Source organism: Noviherbaspirillum sedimenti (assembly GCF_003590835.1).
GTDB classification, from domain to species: Bacteria; Pseudomonadota; Gammaproteobacteria; order Burkholderiales; family Burkholderiaceae_D; genus Paucimonas; species Paucimonas sedimenti.
In genome coordinates this window covers 659,282-684,887 of the sequence record NZ_QYUQ01000002.1, presented here as the reverse complement: position 1 = coordinate 684,887, position 25,606 = coordinate 659,282, and the positions used below count along the sequence as shown (strand labels likewise).

Sequence of the window (25,606 nt, the reverse complement as noted above, 5' to 3'; positions counted from 1 at the left end):
TAATGGTCCGATTGCACAAGCAAATCTTCTGTACGCGATGCCAATCGGTATTCACGGCCAGTTCGCTCAAGGTTGAGAATATTTACGTAAATGAAAAGAAGGAGCGCTTAAGGCCATGACTTCGAGCCTTGATCCCATCTGGGATATAGACAATATTCAGCGCCTGAGCATGGCGTCGCTGCTCGATTTTTTTAATCGATTCAGCCTTGGCACCATGGCAGTGGACCGGCAGGGACGCATCGCCTGGATTCATGACAAATATGCGGAATTCCTTGGTTTGAACAGTCCGGCCGAAGCGCTCGGGCGGCAGGTCGAAGAAATCATTCCGAATAGCCGCATGCGCGAAGTAGTCCAGTCGGGAAAACCGATCATGCTCGACATCATTTCGATTCGAGGACACTCGCTGGTTATTACGCGATTGCCATTACGCGACGAAAGCGACCGCGTGTTCGGCGCATTTGCATTCGCGCTGTACGATGACTTGGACCAGTTGCGGCCACTTGTTTCCCGTTTCTCCGAATTACAGGCTGCGCTGGAGAGCACACGTAAAGAGCTCGCGCAACTTCGCAGGGGTCGGGGCACGCGTTATTCGATCTCCAGTTTTATCGGCGCCAGTGCGGCGGCGCTTGAATTGAAAACACGCGCCAGACGCGCTGCGCAACTCGATTCTCCGGTGCTGCTGCTGGGAGAGACTGGCACCGGCAAGGAAATGCTGGCGCAAGGCATACACGCTGCATCGGCGCGCGCGAGCAAACCCTTTATCGGCGTCAATATCGCGGCGATACCTGAAACTTTGCTTGAAGCGGAATTTTTCGGCGTTGCGCCGGGCGCGTACACGGGTGCGGATCGCAAAGGCCGCGATGGCAAATTCAAAGCAGCCGACGGCGGGACCTTATTTCTCGATGAAATCGGGGATATGCCGATGCAGATTCAAGCGAAGCTGCTGCGCGCACTGCAGGAGCGTGAGATCGAACCGCTAGGCGCGAATAAGGTGTTGAAGATCAATGTGAGGATCATCGCTGCAACGAGCCGAAACCTGACCGAATTAATCAGCGCCGGACAATTCCGTTCAGACCTCTATTACCGACTGAATGTATTGCCGATTGCGTTGCCGCCGCTGCGCGAACGGGTAGCTGATATCGATGCCCTATGCGAGCATCTTCTTGAACAAATTGCAGCCCAATCCGGCATGGCGCAACGGGAATTAAGCGTGGCGGCGCGAGACTTATTAGCACATTACGACTGGCCCGGAAATGTACGGGAGTTGGGAAATATTCTCGAACAGGCTTGCATGCTATCCGATGCCCATGTTCTCGATGCGTCCAATTTTCTGCCGATCTTGCCGATTGCGAAACCAAGCTTCAAAGACATCGCGGCCGAGCGGCGGAACGGACTGCGAAGATCGGTAGCATCATCTCAACCCCGGCTCGACAAGGTTATATCCGAAACTGAAAAGAATCTGATCGAGGCCGCATTGCGCGACAGCCGCGGCAATAAGTCACTAGCCGCGCGCACGCTCGGCATCTCGCGCGGCAAGCTCTACCAAAAGATCGAGCAATTCGACATTTTGTTCAATAAATGATCAATTGTTCATTAGTTGAACAGGAATTATCCATAATAATCAAAGCCTTAAAAACTATTACGCTGGAGTTGTTCTCACATTGAACAACTTTCCCCGCATTTTCCTCGCATTTCGCTGCCCCTCGGTCGGATAGCGTAAAAATTCCCACAAAATCAATTAGATAACGGACTGGCATCGTTTTTGCGATAGCCATTGCGTTCGATATTGCAAACGCAGGTAAGGCGCGGGCTTTGATATTCGATGCCACGCTGACCGACAAGAACATCTCGACGCGCTAAACATAACCCGACCATCTTTTAAATTTTTAACATCATGAAAATTCAACCCCTCAGAGGCAAAACAGCCTTGGTCACCGGGTCGACTTCCGGCATCGGCCTGGGCATCGCACGCTCGCTCGCCAGGCAAGGCGCAAACATCATCTTGAATGGCTTTGGCGAACCACAGGCGATCGAAGCGGTGCGCAATGCGCTTGCCGAAAGCGGCGATGTGCATTGTACTTACCATGGCGCCGATATCGAGAAAGCCGACGAGATCGAATCGATGATCCGTTTTGCGCACGAAAAATTCGGCGGCGTCGATATCCTCGTAAACAACGCCGGCATTCAATTCGTCTCGAGCATTGTGGAATTTCCACCGGAGAAATGGAACGCGGTACTGGCGATCAATCTAACCGCTGCATTTCACACGACACGCCTGGCCTTGCCACACATGCTATCGAAAAACTGGGGCCGTATCGTCAACATTTCGTCCGCCCACGGCCTGATCGCGTCCGCCAACAAATCCGCCTACATCGCCGCCAAACATGGGCTGCTTGGGTTGACCAAGGCAACGGCGCTTGAGACGGCAGCGCACAGCGTGACCTGCAATGCAATTTGCCCCGGCTGGGTACTGACGCCGCTGGTCCAGACGCAAGTCGATATGCGTGCACAGCAGGAAGGACTGTCGGACGTCGAAATCAAAAAACGCATGCTGTCCGAAAAGCAGCCTTCCGGCGAATTTGTCAGCACGGAACAAATCGGCGAAACGGTCGCCTTTTTATGCAGCGCCGCGGCCGACCAGATTCGCGGAATTTCACTCCCTGTCGACGGCGGCATCGTCGCGCAATAAGAAAGGTGAACCAATATGAGCAAACCAAATAAAGTCATCATCTCTTGCGCTGTGACCGGCGGTATTCATACGCCGTCAATGTCGCCTTATCTTCCCGTCACAGGACCGCAAATTGAGCAAGCGGCGGTAGAAGCGGTCGAGGCCGGCGCCGCGATCGTGCATTTGCACGCCCGCGATCCCGAAAATGGCAAGCCGTCGCAGGCGCCTGAACTGTTTCGCGCATTTGTCGGCAATATCAAGCTGCGCACGGACGGCATCATCAACATCACCACCGGCGGCGCGCCAGGCATGACCGTCGAAGAGCGTCTGCAACCGGCCTTGCAGTTGAAACCAGAATTAGCATCGCTCAACATGGGCTCGATGAACTTCGGGTTGTACCCCATGTTGAACCGCTTCAAAGAATTCAAGCACGACTGGGAGCGCAAATTTCTCGAAGGGACTCGCGACGTCGTCTTTCGCAATACCTTCAAGGATATCGAATATGTCTTGCAAGCTTGCTCTGGCAACGGCACGCGCTTTGAATTCGAATGTTATGACACCGCCCATCTCTATAACCTTGCGCACTTTGTCGATCGAGGCCTTGTCAAGGGGCCGCTCTTTATTCAAACCGTGTTTGGCATCCTGGGTGGGATCGGTACGCATGCAGACGACGTCGCACACATGAAACGTACCGCAGATCGTTTGTTCGGCGCCGATTATGTTTGGTCTGTATTGGGCGCGGGACGTTCGCAAATGAAGCTTGCCGCGGTCGCGGCCGCCCAAGGCGGCAATGTGCGCGTTGGCCTGGAAGACAATTTATGGGAAGGACCCGGCACTTTATCGCGGCAAAACGCCGATCAGGTACGCCGCATCAGGCGCATCCTGGAAGCACTTTCACTCGAGATCGCAACACCCGACGAAGCAAGGGCAATCCTGGGCTTAAAGGGCGCCAACGAAGTCGGATTTTAAATTCAAGTGCGCCAAACCTTAATTTCTTACACAATCAATTAATAACACGGAGAAAATTATGAAATCCAAAAAACTAGCTGCCGCAATTTGTGCAGCAATCCAATCCTTCGCGCTGACGCCGGCGATGGCGCAATCGTCCAAGATTTCCGACGACACGGTCAAAATCGGCGTATTGACCGATATGGGCGGTCTGTATTCCGACTTGAGCGGCGAAGGTTCGGTCACCGCGGTCAGGATGGCGATCGAGGATTTCGGCGGCAAAGTCCTGGGCCGCCCGATCGAAATGATTTTTGCGGACCACCAGAACAAGGCAGATATCGCATCGGCCAAAGCGCGGGAATGGTACGACTCGCAAAAAGTCGACATGATTGCCGACCTGGTCACTTCGAGTACCGCGCTGGCCGTCGTCGACATCGCCAAACAGAAGAATCGCATCGCCATCGTCAACGGCGCCGGCAGCAGCCGCCTGACCAACGAGGCATGCACGCCTAACAGCATTCACTATGCCTGGGACACGTATGCGCTCGCCAACGGCACCGCCAACGCGATCCTCAAACAGGGCGGCAGCTCCTGGTATTTTTTAGCAGCCGATTATGCATTCGGCCATTCGCTGGAAAAAGATGCGTCCGACGTGATCAAATCGAAAGGCGGCAAGATTGTAGGCGGCTCGAGACATCCGCTCGCCGCTGCGGATTTCTCATCCTTCATGCTGCAAGCGCAAGCATCCGGTGCGCAAGTCATTGCCTTTGCCAATGCCGGGCCTGATGCCGTCAATTCAATCAAGGCCGCAAAAGAGTTCGGCCTTACAAAATCGGGAAAGCAGTCCCTCGCCTCGTTGCTGTTCACCGTCAATGACGTCCACAGCCTTGGCCTTGAAACAGCGCAAGGCCTATACGCGACCGATGCTTTTTATTGGGACCTGGATGACGAAACGCGAAAATGGTCAAAGCGTTTCTTCGGCAAGATGAAAAAAATGCCGAACATGATTCACGCCGGCGTTTATTCTTCCACGATGCACTATTTGAAGGCGATCCAGGCTACGGGCACCGATGAAGCCGGCGCGGTCATGAAGCAAATGCGAGATACGCCAATCAACGACTTCTTTGCGAAGAACGGCAAGATTCGCGAGGATGGACGGATGGTCCATGACATGTACCTGGTTCAGGTGAAGAAGCCGTCCGAGTCCAAAACGCCGTGGGACTATTTCCACGTCAAGGCAGTCATTCCAGGCGAACAGGCTTTTCAGCCGCTCGCAACGAGCAAGTGCCCCCTGGTCAAAAAATAAGCGGTTCGGTCACGCCAACCTAGTTCACTTTGTTATAGATAAAGAAGGTTAAACACCAGCTTTTGGTCCAAGACGGTCTCCTTGGGCCAAGCTGGTTGTTTTATGCGTATTGTTGATTTCAGGTTGGCTGATCCATCTCCCCAAGGCCGAGGCCGCGCTCTGAATAGATCATGCTCCACCTTGAGCTAGGCGTGTTCTTTTTCGAGTTGCCTCAGGCGCCTGAGTTCGCACACTTCATTGACATTGAGCTTGATCCCTTTGGTCACAATGATTCCGTCCCTGGCTTCTTTGCGCCATCGTGACAGCATGAAGGGATGGATGTCCAGTGATTGGGCCACATCCTGTATTGCCGGCTCCCGTGCAAATCCAAATACCCAAGCTACTCGATCAGCCAAAACGTTGCATTCGTGACAATCACGTTAACATACGGAAAGAAGTGACTTATGTCTATTAGGCAAGATGGTATCGCTGTATCCGTAACATGCGCCATCCCATGAATATGGGAGAAAGGAATCCATCGCTGCTTCAGAGTTGCGGCGCGACCGACCGGCTTTAACCTATTGCGCTCAAGATAGACCGAGCGCCAAAAAGCGATCGTGCTCAAAACCAATTAAAAACGAATGGGGACAATTTGAGCACAGCGTGGAGCAGATAAATCTGATTCGTGCGCACTATCGCTGAGAGGTAGAAGAATTGGCCTGCCCAGCAGGAGTCGAACCTGCGACCTACGGCTTAGAAGGCCGTTGCTCTATCCAACTGAGCTATGGGCAGTCGCGAGACTGAAAGACGGAAATAAAAACGGGCTGTCAAAAGACAGCCCGTCAGGGTATTACTGGTCGGAGTACAAGGATTCGAACCTTGGACCCCCTGGTCCCAAACCAGGTGCGCTACCGGGCTGCGCTACACTCCGAAGAACATCAATTATACTCGACCCTCTTGCCTGGGTCAAATAAGATAATTGCTATGCCGCCTGCACCTTGTCGGCCAGCCGGCGCGCCAGGCTTTCGGCCACATTGGCGCGCTTGGCTTCCACCATCACCCGCAGCAGCGGCTCGGTACCGGAAGCGCGGATCAGCACCCGCCCGGTGTCGCCGAGTTCGCGCTCGACCAGGCGCTTTTCCTCCACCACCGCGGCGTTCTTTTGCCAGTCGAAGCCGGGCGTCACTTTCACGTTGATCAGGGTTTGCGGGTACATCAAAATATCCGCCGTGGCTTGCTGCAGCGTCTTGCCGCTGCGGCGCAAGGCCGACAGCACTTGCAGCGCCGAGACGATGCCGTCACCAGTGGTGTGCTTGTCGAGGAACAGCAGATGGCCCGAGCCCTCCCCGCCCACTTGCCAGCCGCGCTCCTGCAGCACTTCCAGCACGTAGCGGTCGCCGACCTTGGCGCGCGCAAAGCCGACGCCCAATTCGCGAAACGCCACTTCCAGCGCCATGTTGGTCATCAGGGTGCCGACAGCGCCCTGAATGCCGCCGCTGGCAAGCCTATCCTTGACCATCACGTACAGCAATTCGTCGCCATTGTAGATGCGGCCTTCGCTATCGACCATGATCAGGCGGTCGGCATCGCCATCCAGCGCGATGCCGAGGTCGGCCTGCTGCGCCTGCACCGCCGCCGCCAGCGCCCGCGGCGCCGTGGCGCCGAAGCCGTCATTGATGTTCAAGCCGTTGGGCTGGTTGCCAATGGCGACCACTTCCGCACCCAGTTCGTGGAACACGTGCGGGGCGATGTTGTACGCCGCGCCGTGAGCGCAATCGACCACGATTTTCAGGCCGCGCAAATCGAGTTCGTTGGGGAAGGTGCTCTTGCAGAACTCGATATAACGCCCCTGCGCGTCATCCAGGCGCTTGGCCTTGCCCAGCTTCTCCGAGGGCACGCAGTCGATCGGCATCTCGAGCGCTGCTTCGATGGCCGACTCGACGGCGTCCGGCAGCTTGTTGCCCTGCGCGGAAAAAAACTTGATGCCATTGTCATGGTAGGGATTGTGCGATGCCGAGATCACCACCCCGGCCGACAGGCGCAAGGCCCGCGTGAGATAAGCCACTGCCGGGGTCGGCACCGGCCCGGCCAGCATGACATCCACGCCGGCGGCGGAAAATCCAGCTTCCAATGCGGCTTCCAGCATGTAACCCGAGATGCGCGTGTCCTTGCCGATCAGGACAGTTTTCTTGCCGGCCTCGCCCTGCGCCAGCACACGGCCGGCGGCATAACCCAGGCGCATGACGAAGCCCGGCGTGATCGGCAACTCGCCGACACGGCCGCGCACGCCATCGGTACCAAAATATTTACGTGACATGATTTTTCCGTCTCCCGTTATTTGAAATGGTTTACATCGAAGCGGCAGCGGATGCCGCTGCGGCATCCGGCCGCGTGGCTTGCCAGACCTTGATTGCATCGACCGTGGCCGCAACGTCATGCACCCGCACGATGCGCACGCCATGCGCCACCGCGACCAGCGCGGCGGCCACACTGCCGGCCATGCGCTGCTCGACCGGCTTGCCGGTGATCGCGCCGATCATGGTCTTGCGCGACATCCCGGCCAGCAGTGGCAATTGCACTTCCCGCAAGACAAGTTCGAGATTTTTCAGCAATTCAATGTTATGCGCAAGGGTTTTACCAAAGCCGAAACCGGGGTCGATGCACATGCGTGCGCGGGCAATGCCGGCTGCGCCGATTTCATCAACGCGCTGGCGCAGGTAACGGCTGACTTCGCCCAGGACATCGCTGTAATGCGGATCGGCTTGCATGGTTTGCGGGTCACGCTGCATATGCATGATGCACAAGCCACAATCGCTATCCTTGACTGCACTCAATGCTCCCGGCGCATTGAAGCCATTGATGTCATTGATCATGTCGGCGCCCGCGACCAGGGCTTCTTTCATGACCTCGGGCTTGTAGGTATCCACCGAAAGCGGCTTGCCGCAATCGCGCAGCGCATACAGGATGGGCATGATACGCCGCAACTCTTCTTCCAATGGCACCACGGGTGCGCCCGGACGGGTCGATTCGCCGCCGATGTCGATCATGTCGGCGCCTTCGGCGATCATTTGCTCGGCGTGATCGAGCGCCGCTTCCAGCGGCATGAACTGGCCGCTGTCGGAAAACGAATCCGGCGTAATGTTGAGGATGCCCATGACCAGCGGACGGTCGGCCTGGCCCAGCGCCAGCCGAAAACGCCCGCATTGCAGAAATTCTTGCATGTGAATTTTTCCAGGAAAAGAAAAAGGGTGAGGAAATATCCTCACCCTTGGCTTGAAAGACGTGAAATTAGACCATGGCGTAGCGATCAGGCCGGCGCCGTGGCATTGGGGGAAACCCCGCCTGCAGGCGTATCCGGCGGCGTGCGCTTGGCCGGCACGCCGGCCTTGGGCAAGCGCGGGTCAAGACCAGCCATGATGTCGTTGATCTGGTCGGCATCGATGGTTTCCCAATCCAGCAGGGTTTTCGCCATCACTTCGACCTTGTCGCGATTTTCCTCGATCAGCTTGCGCGACAGCGCGTATTGCGTATCCAGGATACTGCGGATTTCATTATCGACCTTTTGCTGGGTCGCTTCCGAAATGGTCTTGGAAGAGCCACCGAAGTAACCTTCGCTCTGGTTGTCTTCATAGACCATCGTACCCAGCGTTTCCGACATGCCGTAGCGTGTGACCATCGCACGCGCCAGCTTGGTGGCCCGTTCGAAGTCGTTGGAAGCGCCCGTGGACATCTGGTGCATGAAGATTTCCTCGGAGATGCGGCCGGCGAAGAGAATTGCGATCTCCTCAAGCATCTTGTCCTTGTACATGTTGACGCGGTCATGCTCAGGCAATTGCCAGGTCAGGCCGAGCGCATAGCCGCGCGGCATGATGGTGACCTTGTGCACCGGGTCGGCTTTTGGCAAGAGCTTTGCCACCACTGCATGGCCGGACTCATGGAAGGCGGTATTTCTGCGTTCTTCCTCGCGCATGACGGCGGACTTGCGTTCCGGCCCCATGACGATCTTGTCCTTGGCATCCTCGAAATCCTGCATCTCCACCAGGCGCTTGCCGCGCCGGGCGGCAAACAAGGCCGCTTCGTTGACCAGGTTGGCCAGATCCGCGCCCGAGAAACCCGGGGTGCCGCGTGCCAGGATATCGGCCTTGACGTCCGGGGCGATAGGCACCTTGCGCATGTGCACGTACAGGATCTGTTCGCGGCCGCGGATATCCGGCAAGCCCACCATCACCTGGCGGTCGAAGCGGCCCGGACGCAGCAGCGCCTTGTCCAGCACGTCGGCACGGTTGGTGGCGGCGATCACGATCACGCCGGCATTGGCTTCGAAGCCATCCATCTCGACCAGCAACTGGTTCAAGGTCTGTTCGCGCTCGTCGTTGCCGCCGCCCATGCCGGCGCCGCGATGGCGGCCGACGGCGTCGATTTCATCGATGAAGATGATGCAAGGGGAATGCTTCTTGGCATTCTCGAACATGTCACGCACGCGGGATGCGCCCACGCCGACGAACATTTCGACAAAGTCTGAACCGGAAATGGTAAAGAAAGGCACCTTGGCTTCGCCGGCAATGGCACGTGCCAGCAGGGTCTTACCGGTACCCGGCGGGCCCACCATCAAGATGCCGTGCGGGATGCGCCCGCCCAGTTTCTGGAATTTGGTCGGATCGCGCAGGAAATCGACCAGTTCCTGCACTTCTTCCTTGGCTTCATCGCAGCCGGCGACATCGGCAAAAGTCACCGCATTGGCGTTTTCATCCAGCATGCGCGCCTTGGACTTGCCGAAGGAAAACGCACCGCCCTTGCCGCCGCCCTGCATCTGCCGCATGAAAAAGACCCATACGCCGATCAGCAGCAGCATCGGGAACCAGGAAATGAAGATTTGCGACAGGAAAGAAGGCTCTTCCGGCTGGCGCACGTCGAACTTCACGCCATTGTTGACGAGGTCGCCGATCAGGCCGCGATCGAGGTAGGTGATCGCGGTCTTGATCTTCTTGCCATCGGTGGTGGTGGCAACCAGGGTGCGCTCCTCGATGGTGGCATCCTTGATGCGCTTGGCCTTGACCTCGTCGAGGAAATCCGAATACGGAATCGGCGTTGCGCCGTTGGCCAGGGAACGCCCGTCGAACTGTTTAAATACGGTAAACAGCACCAGGGCAATCACCACCCAGACAGCGGCTTTGGAAAACATGTTATTCACTAGGACTCCTTCGGCGCAGGATTGCGCCCCTTTCATAGCATTTTTTACGATTCTACTCGTAATAACAGGCGCTTGCTAGGCAGGATGTATGGCCGAATCCCCGAAAAAACAAGGCACAAATGGCAAATTTGACGCACTTTTCGGTAAATTTATTGGAAACGATCCATAACGGTACGACTCAGGCAGGATTTTTGAGGGTTTTCCCAAGCAGGAAGATTTCGGACGACTTGTCCTTGCTGGCTTTGGGCTTTTTCGAGGCTACCGTCTTGAACTCCGCGCGGAACTTGGCAAGAATCTCGTTATACCCCGGACCATTGAAACATTTGACGAGCAAGGCGCCGGAAGGTTTCAGATGGGCGCGGGCAAAATCGAGCGCCAGGTCGACAATATGCTCGACCCGGGCGGCATCGACGATCGCCACGCCCGACAGATTGGGCGCCATGTCGGACAGTACCAGGTCGACCTGGCGCCCGGCGACGATCGCCTCCAGCTGCGCCAGCACGACCTCTTCGCGAAAATCGCCCTGGATGAAGTGGACATCGGCGATCGGCTCCATGGGCAGCAGGTCCAGGCCGATGATGGTGCCGCTGATGCCGCCGCCGGCCTGGCCGGCCAGCTTGTTGCGCACATACTGCGACCAGCTGCCCGGCGTGCAGCCGAGGTCGACGATCACCTGCCCGGGCCGCACCAGCTTTTCGGCCTCGTCGATTTCCTTGAGCTTGTACACCGCCCGCGCCCGGTATCCTTCTTTCTGCGCCTGCTTGACGAAAGGATCGTTGAGGTGGTCATGCACCCAGTTTTTGTTGAATTTGTTTTTTGCCATTCGCGTAGAATACTGCTTTTAAAGGATATTTATAGTTATGCTGAAGCTCACTCCCGCCGAACGCAGCGCCTTGCGCGCCGAAGCCCATGGCCTGAACCCTGTCGTCATCATCGGCGAAGCCGGCCTCACGCCCGCAGTCATGAAGGAAATCGATGCCAGCCTGAACTCGCACGGCCTCATCAAGGTGCGCGTGTTCGGCGACGATCGCGAAGCGCGCGTGGCCATTTACGAGACGATCTGTGCAGAACTGGACGCCGCGCCAGTGCAGCATATCGGCAAGCTGCTGGTGATTTATCGTCCGCAAAAAGAAGCGGAAAAGGAAGCCAGCGAAAAACGCGGCAAGGGCTTGCGCGAAGTCACCATCGTCAAGCCCAGCCGCAGCGGCACAAAGAAACCTTCCGTATCCAAGGTCATGCTCAAAGGTAATGAGCGGGTCACTGCCGGCGGCAGCATCAAGCGCGCCAAGCCACGCCAGACCAGCACCAAGAAAACCCTCTCCAGCCGCGGATGATGCGCGGGGCACACGGCGCGGCATCGGGCCGCCCTGCCCGCCGGTCTTGATCGCCTGGCACCCCGGGCTATTTCGCCTGGTACAACTTCAACACCAGCACCAGCCCCAGCACGCTCTGCACCATGTAAATCGCGCTCGAAACGCCGTGCAAACGGCCGAAGCGCGCCTGAATCTCCCCTGCCATGCTGGCCCCGGGCGCAACCGCAGCCCGCAACTCCGCCATGTAAGGCTGGATGCCAAAATGGCTGACCAGGGTGCACAGCAGCATCACGCCGATCACGATCAATACCTGCTTGCGCTGCCGCTGATCGAATGCCGCGCCGGCGCGCGCCACCAGCAACGCCAGCAGCACGGCGCAAACCACGGTGACCCAGGCTTCGATGGCGAACAGACGCCCGGCAATGGTGCCTGCCAAGGCGCGGTCTTCCAGTGTGGCAAACAGGGTCGGCGCGACCATGTAGCCGATGGTCCACAGGCTGCCCACCCACAGGGTGGCCAGCACTGCGCGCATGCGGATTGCCACCATCAGATATAGCGCACTTCGAGGATTTCGTACTCGCGCGGACCGGAAGGGGCATTCACCTCGACCACGTCGCCGGCATACTTGCCGATGAGCGCGCGGGAGATCGGCGAAGTCACCGATATTTTCAATTCCTTGAGGTCAGCCTCGTCTTCACCGACGATCTGGTAGGTCACCTTCTGGCCGGATTCCAGGTCTTCCAGATCCACGGTCGAAGCGAACACCACCCGCCCTTCGGCGTCCAGCAAGGCCGGGTCGATAATCTGCGCGGCGCCAAGCTTGCCTTCGAGGTCGGCGATGCGGCCTTCGATGAAGCTCTGCTTTTCCTTGGCGGCGTCGTACTCGGCGTTTTCCGACAAATCGCCCTGGGCACGCGCCTCGGAGATGGCATTGATGACAGCCGGACGCTCCTTGGATTTCAGACGCTGCAATTCTTCCTTCAGCAATTCGGCGCCGTATTTGGTAATCGGTACTGTATTCATGTTTTTATACTCAAAAGAAAACACAGAGGTCACAAATAGTGCCGTAAGGCACTTTCTGTGACCTCTGTGAGGGAATTGCAGATCAGATTAGTGTAAAGACTTATGCAAGCCCTGTAAATCGTAGACGTGCAAGGAATCCAGGTGACGCATGCCCTGCACCGCCGCTTCCGCACCGGCGATCGTCGTGAAGGTCGTCACCCGCGCCGCCAATGCCGAGGTACGGATGGCGCGCGAATCGACGATGGCGTTGCGCTTTTCCTCGACCGTGTTGATGACCAGGGCAATCTCGTTGTTCTTGATCATGTCGACGATATGCGGACGGCCTTCGACCACCTTGTTGGCGGTTGCCACTGGAATGCCGGAAGCTTCAATCGCTGCCGCCGTACCCTTGGTCGCCACCACCTGGAAGCCCATGGCAACCAAGTCGCGCGCCACCTGCACCGCGCGCGGCTTGTCGCTCGACTTCACCGAGAGGAACACCTTGCCGGAGGTCGGCAGCTTGACGCCGGCGCCCAGCTGCGATTTCACGAAGGCTTCGCCGAAAGTCTTGCCCACGCCCATGACTTCGCCGGTCGATTTCATTTCCGGCCCGAGGATGGTGTCGACGCCCGGGAATTTCACGAACGGGAACACGGCTTCCTTGACGCTGTAGTAAGGCGGCACCACTTCGTTGGCGATGCCCTGGCTATCCAGCGACTGGCCGACCATGCAGCGCGCGGCGATCTTCGCCAGCTGCAGGCCGGTGGCCTTGGACACGAAGGGCACGGTGCGCGACGCGCGCGGGTTCACTTCCAGCACGAAGACGATGTCCTGCAACTTGCCGTCGACTTCCTGCTGCTGGATGGCGAACTGCACATTCATCAGGCCGACCACATTGAGGCCGCGGGCCATGGCAGCGGTCTGCCGCTTGATCTCGTCAATGGTCGGCTGCGACAGCGAATACGGCGGCAGCGAGCAGGCCGAATCGCCCGAGTGCACGCCGGCCTGTTCGATGTGTTCCATGACGCCGCCGATGAAGGTGCGCGTGCCATCGGACAGGCAATCCACATCCACTTCGATGGCGTCATTCAGGAAGCGGTCGAGCAACACCGGCGAGTCGTGCGAAACCTTGACCGCTTCGCGCATGTAGCGCTCGAGGTCGCGCTGCTCGTGGACGATTTCCATGGCGCGGCCACCCAGCACGTAGGAGGGACGCACTACCAGCGGGTAGCCGATCTCGACTGCCAGCTTCAATGCTTCCTCTTCGGTGCGCGCAGTGCGGTTGGGCGGCTGGCGCAGGCCGAGTTCCTGCAGCATCTTCTGGAAACGCTCGCGGTCTTCGGCGGCGTCAATCATGTCGGGCGAAGTGCCGACGATGGGCACGCCATTGGCTTCCAGGTCCAGCGCCAGTTTCAATGGCGTCTGGCCGCCGTACTGCACGATCACGCCATAAGGCTTTTCCACATCGACGATTTCCAGCACGTCTTCCAGCGTCAACGGCTCGAAGTACAGGCGATCGGACGTGTCATAGTCGGTCGAAACGGTTTCCGGATTGCAGTTGACCATGATGGTTTCATAGCCATCCTCGCGCATCGCCAGTGCGGCATGCACGCAGCAATAGTCGAACTCGATGCCCTGGCCGATACGGTTCGGACCGCCGCCCAGCACCATGATCTTTTTCTTATCGGTCGGCTGCGATTCGCACTCTTCATCGTAGGTCGAGTACATGTAGGCCGTGTTGGTGGCGAACTCGCCGGCACAGGTATCGACGCGCTTGTACACCGGGCGGATGTTGAGCGCATGGCGCTTTTCGCGCACCGCCGTGTCGGTGGCCTTCAAGAGCTTGGCCAGGCGGCGGTCGGCGAAACCCTTCTGCTTCAGGCGGAACAGCGTGTCGCGGTCGAGCGCGTCCAGGCTCTGGGTTTCCAGCCACAGTTCGATATCGACGATTTCCTTGATTTGCACCAGGAACCACGGGTCGATATGCGTCAGTTGCTGCACTTCCTCCAGCGAGAAACCGTGCGCAAACGCGTCGCCGACATACCAGATGCGATCCGGTCCCGGAGCGCCGAGTTCTTCCTCGATGGTTTCGCGGTCGGTGGTCTTTTCATTCATGCCATCGACGCCGACTTCCAGGCCGCGCAAGGCTTTCTGGAAGGATTCCTGGAAGGTGCGGCCGATCGCCATCACCTCGCCCACCGATTTCATCTGGGTGGTCAGGTGATCGTCGGCAGTCGGGAATTTCTCGAAGGCGAAGCGCGGGATCTTGGTGACGACGTAATCGATCGAAGGCTCGAACGATGCCGGCGTGGCGCCACCGGTGATTTCGTTGCGCAATTCGTCCAGGGTGAAGCCGACCGCGAGTTTCGCGGCGATCTTGGCGATCGGGAAGCCGGTGGCCTTGGAGGCCAGCGCAGAGGAACGCGACACGCGCGGGTTCATCTCGATGACGATCATGCGGCCATCTTTCGGATTCACCGAGAATTGCACGTTGGAGCCGCCGGTGTCGACGCCGATCTCGCGCAGCACCGCCAGCGAGGCGTTGCGCATGATCTGGTATTCCTTGTCGGTCAGGGTCTGCGCCGGCGCGACCGTGATCGAGTCGCCGGTATGCACGCCCATCGGGTCGAGGTTTTCGATCGAGCAGACGATGATGCAATTGTCTTTCTTGTCGCGCACCACTTCCATCTCATACTCTTTCCAGCCGAGGAGCGATTCCTCGATCAGCAGTTCCGAGGTGGGCGAGGCTTCCAGGCCACGCTTGCAGATGGCTTCGAATTCTTCGGCATTGTAGGCAATGCCGCCGCCGGTGCCACCCATGGTAAACGAGGGACGGATGATGACCGGAAAACCCAGTTCCTTCTGCACCGCCCAGGATTCTTCCAGGGTGTGGGCGACGCCCGACTTGGCCGAACCGAGGCCGATCTTGGTCATCGCATCCTTGAACTTGGAGCGGTCCTCGGCCTTGTCGATGGCTTCCGGGGTGGCGCCGATCAGCTCGCAGCCGTACTTGGTCAGCACGCCATGGTGATGCAGGTCGAGCGCGCAGTTCAGCGCGGTCTGGCCACCCATGGTCGGCAGGATTGCATCCGGCTTTTCCTTGGCGATGATGCGTTCCACCACTTGCCAGGTGATCGGCTCGATATAGGTGACGTCGGCCATTTCCGGGTCGGTCATGATGGTGGCCGGATTGCTGTTGACCAGGATGACCTTGTAACCCTCTTCGCGCAGGGCCTTGCAGGCCTGGGCGCCGGAATAGTCGAATTCGCAGGCCTGGCCGATGATGATCGGGCCAGCGCCAATGATCAGGATGCTTTTAATGTCTGTGCGCTTAGGCATTTTTCTGTTTCTCCATCTTTGCCTGCGTATTTTGCGTATTGGTGCGTTCCATGAGCGCAATGAAGCGATCGAACAAGGGGGCGATGTCGTGCGGGCCGGGCGAGGCTTCCGGGTGGCCCTGGAAACAGAACGCCGGGCGGTCGGTGCGCTCGAAACCCTGCAGGGTGCCATCGAACAGCGACACGTGGGTAACACGGCAGTTGGCTGGCAGGCTTTCGGCATCGGCGGCGAAGCCGTGGTTTTGCGAGGTGATCATCACCTGCCTGGTGTCGAGGTCCTGCACCGGGTGGTTGGCGCCGTGGTGGCCGCATTTCATCTTGACGGTCCTGGCGCCGCAGGCCAGGGCCATGATCTGGTGACCAAGGCAGATGCCGAAGGTCGGGATGCCGCGCTCGATCAGCTCGCGCGTTGCCGTCACTGCGTAGTCGCAGGGCTCCGGATCGCCAGGGCCATTGGACAGGAAGATGCCGTCCGGGTTCAGCGCCAGCGCCTCGGCCGCACTGGCTTGCGCCGGCAGCACGGTGATCTTGCAGCCGCGTTCAGCCAGCATGCGCAGAATGTTGTACTTGACGCCAAAGTCATAGGCGACGACGTGGAACTTCGGCGCAATCTGCTTGCCGTAGCCCTCGCCGAGTTTCCATTCCGTCTCGTTCCAGACATACGGCTTGTCGGTGGTCACCACCTTGGCCAGATCCAGACCGGCCAGGCCGGAAAAGGAATGCGCCAAGTCGACGGCATGGCTGGCGACGATGTCATGGCCGGCGATGATGGCGCCGCTTTGCGCGCCCTTCTCGCGCAGGATGCGGGTCAGCTTGCGGGTATCGATGCCGGCGATGGCGACGATGCCTTCGGCCTTGAGGTATTCCGGCAGGGTCTGGCGCGAACGGAAATTCGAGGCCAGCAGCGGCAGATCCTTGATGATCAGACCGGCCGCGTGAACCTTGGCCGCTTCGATATCTTCCGGATTGATGCCGACATTGCCGATATGCGGGTAAGTCAGGGTGACGATCTGACGGCTGTAGCTGGGGTCGGTCAGGATTTCCTGATAACCGGTCATGGCGGTGTTGAACACCACTTCACCGATGGTCTGGCCGGGAGCGCCGATGGAAAAACCCTGAAAAATCGACCCGTCCGCGAGAGCCAGGATGGCCGGTACTGTTTGGCCAGAAAAAAAAGGCAGCAAGGGTAACTCCTGAAATTGTTACCGTCGCTGCGCCGTGCCTGCTCGACCCGTCACCCGCGCGCGTAGGCGCGCTGGCGAATGTTGGCCGTTTCGGGACGAATGGGAGGGGGTATGCGCTACGACGGAATGAAATTGGTTAACGCATGATTATAGCGCAAAAGGTCTTGCCAGGCAAAGCTGGCAAGACATGCCTGGCAACAGGCGAGTGCGCTTGCGTATGCCGTGCACCGGCGCCGGGGCAGCAAGCGCCCTGCCCTTTAGTGCCGTTGCTGGATCAGCAATTCGACCAGCGGCTTCAACTCTTGCGACAGCTCCTGCATATGCTGCAGCACCTTTTCTTGCTTGCCTTCGCTGATCCAGCGCACCAGCGTGGATAGCTCGACCGGCTCCGGCTGGCCATCCTGGCCAGCGCGGGGCTGATAAAACGACAGGCTGGACGATTCCGTGCCAGCGATAGATTCTGCCTGCGCCACTGCGCCTGCTGCAGGCGCCTCGCCTGCCGGCAACGACGGCAGGCGGCCATCCTGGCCGAACGCCAGTTCCTCCTCCAGACCGACCACACCGGTGGTCGCCAGATTCAACCCGAGTTGCGCGCGGCGCCTGGCAATTTCCTTCAATTCAGCCAGGCTGGGCCGCGCCTCGCCTTGCCCATATTTCTCCGACAGCGAAATCAGGCCGCAACTGGCGATGAAGGACATGTGCTCATCTCTGACCATATTGGCATTGGAAATGGCGCGGCAGATGCGCTGGGCGAAATTGCGCGCCGAATCGAAATGAATGCTCCCTGTAACCAGGATGAATTCCGCTTCGCCGGTCTGCGCCACCCGATCGGATTGCCTGATCGTGCGTTGCAGCAACTGGCCGACGGCATGCACCACCGATGCCGGCGGCAACATCGCCTGGCCATCGAGTTCAGCATGGCGCAGGCCGACCATCACATTCAGGATGACGAAATTCTTGCGGTTGCCCAAGGCGATGGTGAGCGCCTTGTGCGCATGCGAATCCAGCGCCGCCGGGGTCGCCAGTTGCAGGTGCGAAGCAGCAGTCACGTTTTTTGCCAGGACCTCCAGGCTGCGCTCGAACTCGCGCTGGGTATTGACCAGCTTGGCCAGCACATCCAGGCGGGAGAGCAATTGGGCAGTCTCGATGCCCTTGGTAATCAGGTCGTTGGCGCCGGCCGCCTTGGCGCGGTCGCGCTCGGATTGCTCGTCGCTGCCCGACACCACCACCACCGGCAGGGTGCGGATGCGGCTGATTTCGGACGAGCGGATGCGCTTGAGCAAGCCATAACCATCCAGCCTGGGCATGGACAAATCGGTAATCACCACGCGAATAGTGGGATCGATCAGCAGGGTTTCCCACGCCTCTTCACCGTTCATGGCTTCCCGGAAGTCAAACATGCCCTGGATATGCTTGATCAGGGTCGCCCGCACTATCCTGGAATCGTCGGCGATCAGGACGCGCGGCTTGACCGGTATGTCATGGGAGCTTGGTGTGAGCATGCTTCAGGGAAACTTTATCCATGACTTCACTCTATCTTGAAAGCATATTCAGAGGCAACAATTTTTGACAGTAATTCCACTTTCGCTTACATTGACTGTGTCTATTTCCCAAAATTATCAAAATGATAATTTTTTCCCCTGCCTTCCGTCTGCGGAATTATCTGTTGTGTCCGGCACTGCTGGCGGTTTTGCTCGCCAGTCAGCCGGCGGCCGCGATCGAAGGCTTCGGCCTGCCTGAGGATTTTGCGCCGCCCACGAGTACGATCAGCAAGTTCAGGGAATTTACCAACCGCGCCTCCGAAGTTGCCTTGCACGCCATGAGCTTGTTGGGCATACGCTACAAGATGGGGGGAAATACGCCGGAGAGCGGCCTGGATTGCAGCGGTCTGGTGCGCCTTGTCTTCCAGCAAACTTGGGGAACTGCGCTGCCGCGCACTGCCGAAGAAATCAGCCGGGTCGGCGAACACGTCGAAAACCATGACTTGCGTCCCGGCGACCTGGTGTTTTTCAATACCTTGCGCCGCACTTTTTCCCATGTCGGCATTTACCTGGGCGACAACAAGTTCATCCACTCGCCTTCCGCTGGCGGCAAGGTGCGCATTGAAAGCATGGATCTGGCGTACTGGAAAAACCGCTTCAACGGCGCGCGCCGCATCAATGACCCGGCTACGGGCCGTTAATTTTTATTGCTGGCGCATGGCTTGCAATTTTTGCCGGATTTCAGCCAGCTGACTCAACGCCGCTTGCTCGCCCGCCAGGATCGCCAGGTTGCGGCCGGCGAAATCGCCGCCCTTCATGTTGCCCAGGCCCGGCTTGATCACCACGTCAGCCTCCTTCAATTCGTACTGATTGATGCTTTGCCCCATGATGGCGAAGGTTTGCAACAAGACCTCCACGGAAGAAGAAGCCTGCTGGGCGTCGGGCTGCGCTGAAATATTGACGGCGATGACAAAATCGGCACCCATTTCCCGCGCAAAGCGCACCGGCACCGGCGACACCAGGCCGCCATCGACATACGTATGCCCACCCACCTGGACCGGCTGAAAGACGCTGGGTACGGCGGAGGAAGCGCGCACGGCCAGTCCGGTATTACCCTTGCGGAAAACCACCGGTGCACCGGTACGCAAATCGGTGGCAACTGCACCGAAAGGAATTTTCAGCTTTTCCAGCGGGATGTTATGCACCGCCTTGTTGACGTAGCCTTGCAGCGCCTCGCCCTTCAGCACGCCGCTCGATCTGGCGAACAGCGGCACCGACCAGTCTGAAATTGCGCCCTCCTCCATTTCCAGCGCCAGCTTGTGCAAGGCAAAACCGTTATTACCGGCGGCATACAGTGCGCCGACCAGGCTGCCGGCGCTGGTGCCGACCACAATGTCAGGCACGATGCCCTGTGCTTCCAGCACCTTGATTACGCCAATGTGGGCAAAGCCGCGCGCCGCACCGCCGCCCAGCGCCAGGCCGATCTTGAGGGTGCGTGGCGGTTTGGGATGCACGCCTGCCACCGGCGGCGACGGCGGAACGGGCGGCGTCGGCGCGGCACAGCCGCTCAGAACCGCAGCCAGGACAATCGAGAAAAGGGGAAACTGCAAACGGAAATTTGGCATAAAGCGGCAAGCGCCCACATGGACATGCAGGACAGAAAAACAGAACAAGGGGAATTGTCCTGCGAAGCAAGCGTTTGCGCAATGCCTGCTTTCAGGCGATCAACGCTCAGAGCTGGCCATTTTCATAATAAACGCTGCTTTTCGGGAACCGCGCCATGAAGCGGCTGCCCTGGTCGACCACCGATTCGATGACCAGCTTGCCTTGGTGGCGCAGCAAGATATGTTTGACAATGGCCAGTCCCAGACCCGTGCCCTGGGTCTCGCGCGAGCGGCTCTTGTCAACCCGGTAGAAACGCTCGGTAAGGCGGGCGAGGTGCTCCTGGCTGATGCCGATGCCGGAATCGCGCACGATGAATTGCGGCCCCTCGTCGGTATCTTGCCACGTCAAATCGATTTTGCCCTGCGCCGGCGTATAGCGGATGGCATTGGTCACCAGGTTGGTGAAGGCACTGCGCAGCTCTTCGGTATTGCCCTTGACATCCGGTCCTGCCACCGTCAGGCTGATGGTGTGCTTGCCCGCCGATAGTGCATTGGCTTCCCGCACGATCTGCTCCAGCAGCGCCCTGACATTCACTTTTTCCGCACGCAGCGGCAAGTCGGTCGATTCCAGCCGGCTCAGTGTCAGCATGTCGTCCACCAGGTTTTGCATGCGCTGGCCCTGCTCGCTCATCAACTTGAGGTGGGCCTTCCGCGTGGCCGAGTCGAGGCTGGGCTGGTTGCAGGCGATCTCGAGGAAGCCGTTGATGACGGTCAGCGGCGTCCGCAGTTCATGCGAGGCATTGGCGATGAAGTCGCGCCGCATCATGTCGATGCGCTCGGATTCGGTGGCATCGTGGGTCACCAGGATCTGGCGGCGGTTTTCAAAGGGAATGAGATGCACGACCAGCTTGCGCCCGCGCAGGGAGAGCGTGAGCGGCTGCTCGAAGCGCCCGAGGATGATGTAATCCATGAATTCCGGGTGACGGATCAGGTTGGTGACCCGCATGCCCTTGTCGCGCTCCAGGTCCAGTCCGAGGTGGCTTTGCGCGGTCGGATTGCACCATTCCAGGAACAGCACGTCATCCATGAGCACCACGCCATCCGGCAGACGGCTCATGGCTTGGCGGAAGCGCGCCAGCCATTCAGTCAGCTCGGCCTGGTTGCGCTCGTCGTCGCGGCGCATCTTGTACAGCCGCGAAAAGACATCGGTCCAGGCGCCCCAGCCATCGGGCATCTTTTCGCTTTCAGGACTGTCAAGCCAGTTATCCAGGCGATTCAGGTAAAACAATTGCAGAAAGCTCAGCGCGGTCACAGCCAGGAAAGCGACGCTGAGTCCGGCGAGCGGGCCAAAAAACGCCCAGACGACGCCGGCGCAGACCAGAATAATCAGCAGCCGCAACGCGGCAGGTATCCAGAACAGCAATTGCGGGTTCATTTTTCAGACAGCATGTAACCGACGCTGCGCACAGTCTTGATCAGGGTCTCCGCCTCTTTCAATGCCTTGCGCAGGCGCAGCACGTGCACGTCGACCGTGCGCTCCTCGATGACGACATGATCGCCCCAAACCTTGTCGAGCAGCTGATTTCGCGAAAACACCCGTTCCGGATGGGCCATGAAGAATTTCAGCAGGCGGTATTCGGCGTGGCCGATATCGATCTTGTCGCCGCCCAGGCTGACGCTGCAACTGACCGGATCGAGCGTGACAGCGCCGACGCTCATGACGTTTTGCGCATGCTCCGGGCTCTTGCGCCGCAACAGTGCCTTGATGCGCGCGGTCAGCTCGCGCGGCGAGAACGGCTTGGTGATGTAGTCGTCGGCACCCTGGTCGAGGCCGGCGATCTTGTCCTCTTCCATGCTCTTCGCCGTCAGCATGATCACCGGCAGCGCCTGCAACTGGCGGTCGGCACGAATGCGCGCCAAGAGGCGCAGGCCGGCCTGATCCGGCAGCATCCAGTCCAGCAGGACCAGGTGCGGGGTGCGCCGCTGCAGGAATTCCCAGGCTTCGCCGACGGTATTGACCGCCAGCGCCTGCCAGCCCGCCTCCTTCAGCGAATAACTTACCAGTTCGACGATCGCAGGTTCGTCTTCGACAATCAGTATCGTGGTCTTATCGGCCGACATGGATTCCGGTCATAGTTCAAGTTTGGTGGCAACGTAGTCGCTGTGGCGGATATCCTTGCCTTCCACCACGTAGACGACATACTCGGCAATATTCTTGGCATGGTCGCCGATGCGCTCGATGGCCTTGGCCACCCACATGGTGTCGAGCGCCACGGAAATGGTACGCGGATCTTCCATCATGAAGGTGATCAGGCTGCGCAGGATGATGCTGTATTCATGGTCGATGATGGCATCCTGGGCGATCAGCTTCAGCGCCTGCTTTTCATCCTTGCGGGCGAAAGCGTCCAGCGCTTCGTGCAGCAGGTCGCGCGCGCGCTCGGAGATCACCCGCACGAATTCGAACTGGTTGAGGCCGCTGGCGCGCTCATGCGCACTGGCCGCCACGCGGGCGATCTTCACCGCTTCGTCGCCGATGCGCTCGAGGTCGGTAATCACCTTGACGGTTGACATGACCATGCGCAAATCGTTGGCCGCCGGCTGGCGCTTGACGATCAGGTGATTGCAGGTATCGTCCAGCACCACTTCCAGGCGATTGACCTGCTCGTCGCCCTTGATGACCTGCTGCGCCAGCTCGACGTCGCCAATCCGGAAACTCTTGATGGCATCCTGAAACTGGTTTTCCACCAGCCCGCCCATTTGCAAGACCCTGGAGCGGATGGTTTCCAGGTCCATGTCATATTGTTTTGAAGAATGCTCGCCCGTCATCGGGATACTCCTTGCAAGGTGATTGAGGACATCAGCCGAAGCGGCCGGTAATGTAATCCTGCGTTTCCTTCCTGGCCGGATTCATGAAAATCTGGTCCGTGTCGCCGAACTCCACCAGTTCGCCCAGGTACATGTAGGCGGTATAGTCCGAACAGCGCGCCGCCTGCTGCATGTTGTGGGTGACGATGGTGATGGTGTAATCCTGCTTCAGTTCGGTGATCAATTCCTCGATCTTGGCCGTCGAGATCGGGTCCAGCGCCGAGGTCGGCTCGTCCAGCAGCAGCACCTCGGGTTTGACTGCCACGCAGCGCGCGATGCACAGGCGCTGTTGCTGGCCACCCGACAGGGAAAGGCCGCTCTGGTTCAGCTTGTCCTTGACCTCGCCCCAAATGGCTGCCTTTTTCAGCGCCCACTCGACCCGCTCGTCCATTTCCCCTTTCGACAGATTTTCATAAAGACGCACGCCGAAGGCGATGTTTTCATACACCGACATCGGGAATGGCGTCGGCTTCTGGAACACCATGCCGATTTTGGCGCGCAGCATGTTGACGTCCTGTCCGGGGTCGAGAATATTGCGACCATGATACGTAATACTGCCCTCGGCGCGCTGCCCCGGATACAGATCGTACATCCGGTTCAGGGTGCGCAGCAAGGTCGACTTGCCGCAACCGGACGGGCCGATGAACGCGGTCACCTGCTTTTCATGGATATCGAGGTTGACGTTTTTCAGCCCCTGGAAACTGCCATAGAAAAAATTCAGGTTCGATATCTCGAGTGTCTTGGCTTGAGCGGCGGACATGTTGGTGGAATCGTTCATTTCGATAGTTTGTCGGTTCATCGTTGCGCTTTCTGGCTGAACAAGGTTCGCGAGAGGATATTCAGGGCCAGCACGCTGAAGGTCACCAGCAAGGCGCCGCCCCAGGCCAGCGAACGCCAGTTTTCATACGGGCTCATGGCGAACTGGTAGATCACCACCGGCAAGTTGGCCATCGGACTATTCATGTCGGCGCTGAAGAACTGGTTGTTCAGCGCGGTAAACAGCAGGGGCGCGGTTTCGCCGGAAATGCGCGCCACCGCCAGCAAGACGCCGGTCACCACGCCAGCCTTGACGGCGCGCAGGCGCACCAGCGTGGCCACCTTCCAGCGCGGTGCGCCCAGCGCGAAAGCTGCTTCGCGCAGGCTGCTTGGCACCAGTTTCAACATGTTGTCGGTGGTGCGCACCACCACCGGAATGGCGATCAACGAAATCGCGAAGGTGCCGGCCCAGCCGGAAAAATGCTTGACGTTGGCGACGTAGATTGCATAGACGAACAGGCCAATCACGATCGACGGCGCCGACAGCATGATATCGGTGACGAAACGCGTGACCTGGGCGAACCAGCTTTCCTCACCGTATTCGGCCAGGTAGAGGCCGGCCAGGATACCGATCGGCGTGCTGATCAGGGTGGCGGCGCCCACCATCATGAGGCTGCCGACGATGGCATTCAGCAGGCCGCCGCCGTCGCTGTCGGGCGAAGGCGTGGTCTGGCGGAACATGTCGAGGCTGATCGCGCCGAAGCCCTTGATCAGCAGGGTCGCCAGGATCCACAGGAGGAAGGCCAGGCCGACCGTCATCGCCAGGAAAGACAGGGCAATGCCGATGCGATGGACCCAGAGCCTCCGCCGATAAACCGGGTTAACGGCTTGCGGGTTGATGGCTTTATTCATGCTCAAACTCCCTCCTTGCGCGACATGCCGCGCAACATCAGTTTTGCCGCCGACAGGACGATAAACGTGATCACGAACAGGATCAGACCGAGCGCATACAGCGATGAGACATGCAGTACCGATTCGGCCTCGGCAAATTCATTGGCCAGGGTCGAGGCAATGCTGTTACCGGGCGCAAACAGCGACCACGACAGTTTGTGCGCGTTGCCGATCACGAAAGTAACCGCCATGGTTTCCCCCAGCGCCCGCCCGAGCCCGAGCATGACGCCACCCACTACGCCATTTTTTGTATAAGGCAAGACCACCTTGCGCACCACTTCCCACTTGGTGCAGCCCAACCCGTAGGCGGATTCCTTCAGTATTGGCGGGACGATTTCAAAGACGTCGCGCATCACCGAGGAAATGAAGGGAATGATCATGACAGCCAGGATCAGGCCGGCGGTCAGGATGCCCATGCCCATCATGGGGCCGTTGAACAATACGCCGATCCCTGGCATCTGCCCCAGAGTTTGCTTCAGAAAGGGTTGCACATAGTCGGCGAACAGCGGCGCGAACACGAACAGACCCCACATGCCGTAGATGATACTGGGCACGCCGGCCAGCAGTTCGACCGCGGTGCCGAGCGGGCGCTTGAGCCAGGCCGGGCAAATCTCGGTCAGGAACAGCGCAATGCCGAAGCTTAAAGGGAACGCGATCAGCAGCGCGATGAACGAAGTCGCCAGGGTACCGGCGATGGCAATCAGCGCACCATATTTGTCGTTGACCGGGTCCCATTCGACGGTCGTAATGAAAGCCCAGCCGAACTCGTGGAAGGCCGGCCAGGCGCCGATTACCAGCGAGACCAGAATGCCGAGCAGCACCAGCAGGACGAACAGGGCAAAGCCCAGGGTGACTTTATGGAACAGGAAATCCTGCCAGCGCTGGCGGCGCATGGTGCCGGCAAGCGCGAGATTGTCGGCACTGCTGCGGACGGCGCCTGCGGCCTCGGTGGCGGGCATGGCGAACGGGGATGACGGTGCGGTCATGGATACTGGTCGTGAATGTCGAATCGGCTGGCGG

General features: G+C 58.9%; 24 protein-coding genes and 2 tRNA genes. 6 read left to right on the top strand and 20 right to left on the bottom strand.

Annotated elements, in window-relative coordinates; all coding sequences use genetic code 11:
• Window positions 1-115: 115 nt before the first annotated feature.
• Window positions 116-1,582, top strand: coding sequence for a sigma-54 interaction domain-containing protein (locus D3878_RS03270; protein ID WP_119784178.1), 1,467 nt, complete (start codon window positions 116-118; stop codon window positions 1,580-1,582).
• On the opposite strand, the gene D3878_RS23380 is transcribed toward D3878_RS03270, so the two are convergent.
• On the bottom strand, window positions 1,572-1,841 hold the full coding sequence (locus D3878_RS23380; RefSeq protein ID WP_147383874.1) for a hypothetical protein: 270 nt from the start codon (window positions 1,839-1,841) through the stop codon (window positions 1,572-1,574). The genes D3878_RS03270 and D3878_RS23380 overlap by 11 nt on opposite strands.
• Window positions 1,842-1,894: 53 nt before the next feature.
• Here D3878_RS23380 and D3878_RS03265 point away from each other — a divergent pair, with 53 nt between their 5' ends.
• Genes D3878_RS03265 through D3878_RS03255 form a run of 3 tightly spaced genes read left to right on the top strand, consistent with a single transcriptional unit; the run spans window position 1,895 to window position 4,922 of the window.
• Window positions 1,895-2,689 carry a 3-hydroxybutyrate dehydrogenase gene (locus D3878_RS03265; RefSeq protein WP_119784177.1) on the top strand — a complete coding sequence of 265 codons (795 nt, stop codon included), beginning with the start codon at window positions 1,895-1,897 and terminating at the stop codon, window positions 2,687-2,689.
• Window positions 2,690-2,704: 15 nt separating this feature from the next.
• The gene (gene kce, locus D3878_RS03260) at window positions 2,705-3,637 is read left to right on the top strand and encodes a 3,5-dioxohexanoate:acetyl-CoA acetone transferase (RefSeq protein WP_119784176.1); all 933 of its coding nucleotides are present in this window, start codon (window positions 2,705-2,707) and stop codon (window positions 3,635-3,637) included.
• Window positions 3,638-3,695: 58 nt separating this feature from the next.
• A complete protein-coding gene (locus D3878_RS03255) occupies window positions 3,696-4,922 on the top strand; it encodes an ABC transporter substrate-binding protein (protein ID WP_119784175.1) in 1,227 nt (408 codons plus the stop codon).
• A 185-nt stretch (window positions 4,923-5,107) separates the two neighbouring features.
• Here D3878_RS03255 and D3878_RS24775 read toward each other — a convergent pair whose 3' ends face one another.
• The 7 genes from D3878_RS24775 to D3878_RS03220 form a co-directional block, all read right to left on the bottom strand.
• Window positions 5,108-5,317, bottom strand: a complete 210-nt coding sequence (locus D3878_RS24775; protein WP_420799471.1) for a transposase — start codon at window positions 5,315-5,317, stop codon at window positions 5,108-5,110.
• 299 nt (window positions 5,318-5,616) lie between these two features.
• Window positions 5,617-5,693 (bottom strand) — tRNA-Arg (locus D3878_RS03245).
• Window positions 5,694-5,755: 62 nt separating this feature from the next.
• A tRNA-Pro gene (locus D3878_RS03240) sits at window positions 5,756-5,832 on the bottom strand.
• Window positions 5,833-5,883: 51 nt separating this feature from the next.
• A complete protein-coding gene (gene glmM, locus D3878_RS03235; protein WP_119784173.1) occupies window positions 5,884-7,218 on the bottom strand; it encodes a phosphoglucosamine mutase in 1,335 nt (444 codons plus the stop codon).
• Window positions 7,219-7,249: 31 nt separating this feature from the next.
• On the bottom strand, window positions 7,250-8,122 hold the full coding sequence (folP, locus tag D3878_RS03230; RefSeq protein ID WP_119784172.1) for a dihydropteroate synthase: 873 nt from the start codon (window positions 8,120-8,122) through the stop codon (window positions 7,250-7,252).
• Window positions 8,123-8,208: 86 nt separating this feature from the next.
• Window positions 8,209-10,092 carry an ATP-dependent zinc metalloprotease FtsH gene (gene ftsH / locus D3878_RS03225; protein WP_119784171.1) on the bottom strand — a complete coding sequence of 628 codons (1,884 nt, stop codon included), beginning with the start codon at window positions 10,090-10,092 and terminating at the stop codon, window positions 8,209-8,211.
• Between the two features lie 178 nt (window positions 10,093-10,270).
• Window positions 10,271-10,915, bottom strand: a complete 645-nt coding sequence (locus tag D3878_RS03220) for an RlmE family RNA methyltransferase (RefSeq protein ID WP_119784170.1) — start codon at window positions 10,913-10,915, stop codon at window positions 10,271-10,273.
• A 37-nt stretch (window positions 10,916-10,952) separates the two neighbouring features.
• On the opposite strand from D3878_RS03220, the gene yhbY reads away from it, so the two are divergent.
• Window positions 10,953-11,426, top strand: coding sequence for a ribosome assembly RNA-binding protein YhbY (gene yhbY, locus D3878_RS03215; protein WP_119784169.1), 474 nt, complete (start codon window positions 10,953-10,955; stop codon window positions 11,424-11,426).
• A gap of 67 nt (window positions 11,427-11,493) precedes the next feature.
• Here the strand turns inward: yhbY and D3878_RS03210 are convergent, their stop codons facing one another.
• From D3878_RS03210 to D3878_RS03190, 5 genes are all read right to left on the bottom strand, one after another.
• A complete protein-coding gene (locus D3878_RS03210) occupies window positions 11,494-11,937 on the bottom strand; it encodes a DUF4149 domain-containing protein (protein WP_233556213.1) in 444 nt (147 codons plus the stop codon).
• A gap of 14 nt (window positions 11,938-11,951) precedes the next feature.
• The gene (gene greA, locus D3878_RS03205; RefSeq protein WP_119784167.1) at window positions 11,952-12,428 is read right to left on the bottom strand and encodes a transcription elongation factor GreA; all 477 of its coding nucleotides are present in this window, start codon (window positions 12,426-12,428) and stop codon (window positions 11,952-11,954) included.
• Between the two features lie 87 nt (window positions 12,429-12,515).
• On the bottom strand, window positions 12,516-15,746 hold the full coding sequence (gene carB / locus D3878_RS03200) for a carbamoyl-phosphate synthase large subunit (protein ID WP_119784166.1): 3,231 nt from the start codon (window positions 15,744-15,746) through the stop codon (window positions 12,516-12,518).
• Entirely contained in the window at window positions 15,739-16,929 is a 1,191-nt protein-coding gene (carA, locus tag D3878_RS03195) for a glutamine-hydrolyzing carbamoyl-phosphate synthase small subunit (RefSeq protein ID WP_119784165.1), read from the bottom strand. The genes carB and carA overlap by 8 nt, the downstream gene beginning before the upstream one ends.
• A gap of 257 nt (window positions 16,930-17,186) precedes the next feature.
• Window positions 17,187-18,431 (bottom strand): response regulator, encoded by a 1,245-nt coding sequence (locus D3878_RS03190; RefSeq protein WP_119784164.1) that lies wholly within the window; start codon window positions 18,429-18,431, stop codon window positions 17,187-17,189.
• Window positions 18,432-18,595: 164 nt separating this feature from the next.
• Here D3878_RS03190 and D3878_RS03185 point away from each other — a divergent pair, with 164 nt between their 5' ends.
• A complete protein-coding gene (locus D3878_RS03185; RefSeq protein ID WP_233556212.1) occupies window positions 18,596-19,111 on the top strand; it encodes a C40 family peptidase in 516 nt (171 codons plus the stop codon).
• Window positions 19,112-19,114: 3 nt separating this feature from the next.
• On the opposite strand, the gene D3878_RS03180 is transcribed toward D3878_RS03185, so the two are convergent.
• From D3878_RS03180 to pstC, 7 genes are all read right to left on the bottom strand, one after another.
• A complete protein-coding gene (locus D3878_RS03180; RefSeq protein WP_119787671.1) occupies window positions 19,115-20,035 on the bottom strand; it encodes a patatin-like phospholipase family protein in 921 nt (306 codons plus the stop codon).
• 106 nt (window positions 20,036-20,141) lie between these two features.
• Complete coding sequence (phoR, locus tag D3878_RS03175) at window positions 20,142-21,449, bottom strand: phosphate regulon sensor histidine kinase PhoR (protein WP_119784162.1); 1,308 nt, start codon at window positions 21,447-21,449, stop codon at window positions 20,142-20,144.
• Window positions 21,446-22,135, bottom strand: coding sequence for a phosphate regulon transcriptional regulator PhoB (gene phoB / locus D3878_RS03170; RefSeq protein ID WP_119784161.1), 690 nt, complete (start codon window positions 22,133-22,135; stop codon window positions 21,446-21,448). Before phoB ends, phoR begins: the two co-directional genes overlap by 4 nt.
• Window positions 22,136-22,144: 9 nt before the next feature.
• On the bottom strand, window positions 22,145-22,840 hold the full coding sequence (phoU, locus tag D3878_RS03165) for a phosphate signaling complex protein PhoU (RefSeq protein ID WP_119784160.1): 696 nt from the start codon (window positions 22,838-22,840) through the stop codon (window positions 22,145-22,147).
• A gap of 31 nt (window positions 22,841-22,871) precedes the next feature.
• Window positions 22,872-23,657, bottom strand: a complete 786-nt coding sequence (gene pstB / locus D3878_RS03160; RefSeq protein ID WP_119784159.1) for a phosphate ABC transporter ATP-binding protein PstB — start codon at window positions 23,655-23,657, stop codon at window positions 22,872-22,874.
• A gap of 17 nt (window positions 23,658-23,674) precedes the next feature.
• The gene (gene pstA, locus D3878_RS03155) at window positions 23,675-24,547 is read right to left on the bottom strand and encodes a phosphate ABC transporter permease PstA (protein ID WP_119784158.1); all 873 of its coding nucleotides are present in this window, start codon (window positions 24,545-24,547) and stop codon (window positions 23,675-23,677) included.
• Between the two features lie 2 nt (window positions 24,548-24,549).
• A complete protein-coding gene (gene pstC, locus D3878_RS03150) occupies window positions 24,550-25,545 on the bottom strand; it encodes a phosphate ABC transporter permease subunit PstC (protein ID WP_420799573.1) in 996 nt (331 codons plus the stop codon).
• Window positions 25,546-25,606: the final 61 nt, after the last annotated feature.